We start from the raw sequence: 5,254 nt of genomic DNA on the forward strand, positions 1-5,254 counted from the left end.
ACGGCTCGGTGCCGTCCACCGGTCAGCGGCGCCCTGGCCTCCCACGGGCTGGCCCCGCAGTACTCTCGGCGCGATGGGGCTTAGCTTCCGGGTTCGGAACGGGACCGGGCGTGCCCCCCATGCTCTGGCCGCTGACCGGTGGGCGGCGCCCACCGTATCTTCGGTGTCCGGTGTCTCTCTCACGTGCCCTGGGGGCCGCATGGCGCATAGGGGGGAGTGACTCGGGGGCATCCTCGTGCCCGGACCGCGCAAGCGCTGGGTCCCGCGGGCCGCGAGGTGCGGTTCCGGAAGAGCTCGGGCGATTAGTGCGGCTCGGCTGAGGGCGTCGCCGCCCTTGCACCTGCCGTCTATCGACCAGGTAGTCTACCTGGGCCCTTACCGGAAGGAGAACTAATCCCTGGAACGGCTTCCCGCTTAGATGCCTTCAGCGGTTATCCGCGCCGCACGCGGCTACCCGGCCGTGCCGTTGGTCGACAACCGGTTCACCGGAGGTGCGTCCACCCCGGTCCTCTCGTACTGGGGGCAGCCTCCATCGATTCTCCTGCGCCCACGGAGGATAGGGACCGAACTGTCTCACGACGTTCTGAACCCAGCTCGCGTACCGCTTTAAACGGCGAACAGCCGTACCCTTGGGACCTGCTCCAGCCCCAGGATGCGATGAGCCGACATCGAGGTGCCAAACCTTGCCGTCGATGTGGACTCTTGGGCAAGATCAGCCTGTTATCCCCGGAGTACCTTTTATCCGTTGAGCGACGGCCCACCCACTCGGGGCCGCCGGATCACTAGAGCCTGCTTTCGCACCTGCTCGGCTTGTGGGCCTCGCAGTCAAGCCCGCTTGTACTCTTGCATTCAAAAGGACGGTTGCCGACCGTCCCGAGCGGACCTTCGCGCGCCTCCGTTACCCTTTAGGAGGCGACCGCCCCAGTCAAACTGCCCGCCTGGCACGGTCCCCGAGCCGGTTGACGGCCTCGGGTTAGGACGCCGGTCGCGCGAGGGCAGTATTCCAAGGGCGGCTCCCCGGGGGCTGGCGCCTCCGGATCTTCGCCTCCTGCCTATCCTCTACACGCGGGACCAGCGGCCAATGCCAAGCTGCAGTGAAGGTTCACGGGGTCTTTCCGTCCTTCCGCGGGTAAGTCGCATCTTCACGACCAGTGCAATTTCACCGGGTCCATGGTCGAGACAGCGCCCAAGTCGTTGCGCCTTTCGTGCAGGTCGGAACTTACCCGACAAGGAATTTCGCTACCTTAGGACCGTTATAGTTACGGCCGCCGTTTACCGGGGCTTGGCTTCGGGGCTTCGCGCGGTGCGCTAACTCCTCCGCGTGACCTTCCGGCACCGGGCAGGCGTCAGACCCTATACGTCGCCTTGCGGCTTCTGCAGAGTCCTGTGTTTTTGGTAAACAGTCGCTTGGGCCTCTCCACTGCGGCCCGCCTCCGCTCCCGGAGCAAGTCCGTTCACGTACGCGCGGGCACCCCTTCTCCCGAAGTTACGGGGCCATTGTGCCGAGTTCCTTGACCATGGTTGACCCGATCGCCTCGGTATGTTCTACCCACCCACCTGTGTCGGTTTGCGGTACGGGCGCGCACGCGCCTGCCTAGGGGTTTTTCTAGGGACCTCGGGCTCACTCGCTTCGCTTAAGTGCTTCGTCCGGAGCCTCGCCCTCGATGCGGACCGGATTTCCCTGGTCCGCGGGCCGCGCTCCATCACGGGGACGTCCAGAACCCCGCCGAGCCACCCCCATCCGTCGCCCCGTCGGTCGTAGCGCCGCGTGCGCGGTGCAGGAATGTCTGCCTGCTGCGCGTCGGCTACGCCTCCCGGCCTCGCCTTAGCCCCCGACTGACCCTGGGAGGATTAGCCTTGCCCAGGAAACCTCGGGTTCACGGCGGACGAGTTACTCTCTCGTCTCTCGCTACTCATGCCAGCATTCTCACTCCCATGCGCTCCACCGTCGGTCGCCCTCCGGCTTCTCCGCCCATGGGAAGCTCCCCTACCGATTCTATAGATAAAATCCCGCCGCTTCGGTGTCCAGCTTAGCCCCGTGTATTGTCGGCGCATGTCCACTCGACCAGTGAGCTGTTACGCACTCTTTGAATGCATGGCTGCTTCTAAGCCAACATCCTGGTTGTCTGGGCGGACGCACATCCTTTGCCACTCGGCTGGAACTTGGGGACCTTAGCGGGCGGTCCGGGCTGTTTCCCTCTCGAGCACACAGCTTAGCCCACATGCTCTGACTGCCGCGCTCTGGGCCGCCGGCATTCGGAGTTCGGTTGGATTCGGTAGGCGGCGAAGCCCCCTCGTCCATCCGGTGCTCTACCTCCGGCGGTGAACGCGCGACGCTAGCCCTAAAGCTATTTCGGGGAGAACGAGATATCTCCGGGTTTGATTGGCCTTTCACCCCTATCCGCAGGTCATCGCCGCCGTTTTCAACCGACGTGCGTTCGGCCCTCCACGGGGTCTTACCCCCGCTTCAGCCTGCCCACGGATAGCTCACCCGGCTTCGCGTCCGCGGCGCGGGACTCAAGTCGCCCTGTTAAGGCTCGCTTTCGCTCCGGCTCCCTTTCGGTTAACCTCGCCCCGCGCCAGCGACTCGCTGGCTCATTCTACAAAAGGCACGCCGTCACACCGTAAAGGTGCTCCGACTGCTCGTGGGCGCACGGTTTCAGGTACTGTTTCACTCCCCTCCCGGGGTGCTTTTCACCTTTCCCTCACGGTACTGGTGCGCTATCGGTCACAGGGTAGTACTCAGGCTTGGATGGTGGTCCACCCAGGTTCGGACCGGGTTTCACGTGCCCGGCCCTACTCAGGGACCGCGTCGCGCCGTCCGGTCTGGGTTCGCGTACGGGGCTGTCACCCGCTGCGGCCGGCCCTCCCATGCCGTTCCGCTCCCCAGCCGGACCTGCGCCCGGGGGCGGCAGCCCCCGGATGCGCGGCCCTGCAACCCCGCCGGCGGAACCCCTGCCGGGTACGCCCGCTCGACGGTTTGGCCATCGGTCCCCTTTCGCTCGCCGCTACTCGGGGAGTCTCGAGATTGATTTCCTCTCCTCCGGGTACTTAGATGTTTCAGTTCCCCGGGTTGTCCTCCCCGGCCCTATGCGTTCAGGCCGGGGATATGCACACTGCTGTGCATGGGTTCGCCCATTCGGAGACCCCCGGGTCGAAGGATGTGTGCTCCTCGCCGGGGATTATCGCAGCTTGCCGCGTCCTTCATCGGCTCCCTGTGCCAAGGCATCCGCCGTGCGCCCGTGGTATCTTGCGGGACCGCTCCGGGCCCGCGGGATATCCACGTGTCGCTAATATAAATTAATCGATATCATGAATAGCGCTCTCATGTCGCAATTCGGGTATCTCATACCGCGGCACAGCGTGTTCCACTGTGCTCGCGATCAGATGCTCCTCACTCATCAATGAGTGAATTCCTCTTGTTTGGATCGGATGAATGATTGCTATCATTCTCTGTTTAGATCGCAGAAAAGAATCGAGTCTGGAAGAGGATACTCTTCCATCTCTCTCCTATCGCTATGCGGCTCTCAAGGTACGCGGGTGCGACCCCGGGGACCGGGTGCTGCGGGGACGTATCCGGGCCAGACATCCACCGGACGGGCTCCTGCCCTCCATTCGAGTTAAGTTGATCTCTCTAAGAATTTATCTCCCTAGAAAGGAGGTGATCCAGCCGCACCTTCCGGTACGGCTACCTTGTTACGACTTCACCCCCCTCACCCTCCACACCTTCGGCGCCTCCCCCCTCTCGGTTGGGCCGGCGACTTCGGGTGCAGACGACTCGGGTGGTGTGACGGGCGGTGTGTACAAGGCCCGGGAACGCATTCACCGCGGCATGCTGATCCGCGATTACTAGCAACTCCGACTTCATGGGGGCGGGTTGCAGCCCCCAATCCGAACTGGGGCCGGCTTTCCGGGATCCGCTCCCCCTCGCGGGGTGGCATCCCTCTGTACCGGCCATTGTAGCACGTGTGCAGCCCAGGGCATAAGGGGCATGATGACTTGACGTCGTCCCCGCCCTCCTCCGCCTTGACGGCGGCGGTCCCGCGTGGGTTCCCGGCATCACCCGATGGCAACACGCGGCGGGGGTTGCGCTCGTTGCGGGACTTAACCCAACATCTCACGACACGAGCTGACGACAGCCATGCACCACCTGTATGGGCTCCTCTCGGCCACGGGGTCTCCCCCGCTTCACCCATATGTCAAGCCCTGGTAAGGTTCTTCGCGTTGCTTCGAATTAAGCCACATGCTCCGCTGCTTGTGCGGGCCCCCGTCAATTCCTTTGAGTTTTAGCCTTGCGGCCGTACTCCCCAGGCGGGACGCTTAATGCGTTGGCTGCGGCACGGGGGGATCGTCCCCCCACACCTAGCGTCCATCGTTTACGGCTGGGACTACCAGGGTATCTAATCCTGTTCGCTCCCCCAGCTTTCGCGCCTCAGCGTCGGTCTCGGCCCAGAGGGCCGCCTTCGCCACCGGTGTTCCACCCGATATCTGCGCATTCCACCGCTACACCGGGTGTTCCACCCTCCCCTACCGGACCCAAGCCGCGGAGGTTCCGGGGGCTTCGGGGGGTTGAGCCCCCCGCTTCGACCCCCGGCCTGCCGGGCCGCCTACGCGCGCTTTACGCCCAATGAATCCGGATAACGCTCGCCCCCTACGTATTACCGCGGCTGCTGGCACGTAGTTAGCCGGGGCTTCTTCTGCAGGTACAGTCTCGTCTCTTCCCTGCTGAAAGCGGTTTACGACCCGAAGGCCTCCGTCCCGCACGCGGCGTCGCTGCGTCAGGGTTGCCCCCATTGCGCAAGATTCCCCACTGCTGCCTCCCGTAGGAGTCTGGGCCGTGTCTCAGTCCCAATCTGGCCGGTCGGTCTCTCAACCCGGCTACCCGTTGTCGGCACGGTGGGCCGTCACCCCGCCGTCTACCTGATGGGCCGCGGAGCCATCCCCTCCCGTCGGGGCTTTAGCCCGGGCGCCATGCGGCACCCGGGGGTATCCGGTATTACCCGTCCTTTCGGGCGGCTATCCCGGGGGAGGGGGCAGGTTCTCCACGTGTTACTCAGCCGTTCGCCACTCGCTTCTATCCGAAGATAGGTGCCGTTCGACTTGCATGTGTTAGGCGCGCCGCCAGCGTTCATCCTGAGCCAGGATCGAACTCTCCGTCCAAATATGTTTGGGCCTCGAGCCCGTCCGGTCCTCTCAGTCATCGCTGATCGGTTCCGTTCGATTCATATGGTTCTGTTTGATAGGAAAAGGAATT

Annotated in this window: 3 rRNA genes; all 3 read right to left on the reverse strand. The window is 63.9% G+C overall.

Annotated features, from left to right (window positions below):
- Positions 1-20: 20 nt before the first annotated feature.
- Positions 21-136: ribosomal RNA gene (gene rrf, locus ACQRAJ_RS08620) — 5S ribosomal RNA — on the reverse strand.
- Between the two features lie 146 nt (positions 137-282).
- Positions 283-3,256 (reverse strand): 23S ribosomal RNA (locus tag ACQRAJ_RS08625).
- 398 nt (positions 3,257-3,654) lie between these two features.
- Positions 3,655-5,160: ribosomal RNA gene (locus tag ACQRAJ_RS08630) — 16S ribosomal RNA — on the reverse strand.
- The 16S, 23S and 5S rRNA genes sit together here, the layout of an rRNA operon.
- Positions 5,161-5,254 lie beyond the last annotated feature (94 nt).

The sequence above is a fragment of the Collinsella sp. SGI.184 genome (assembly GCF_050313415.1).
GTDB lineage: Bacteria > Actinomycetota > Coriobacteriia > Coriobacteriales > Coriobacteriaceae > Collinsella.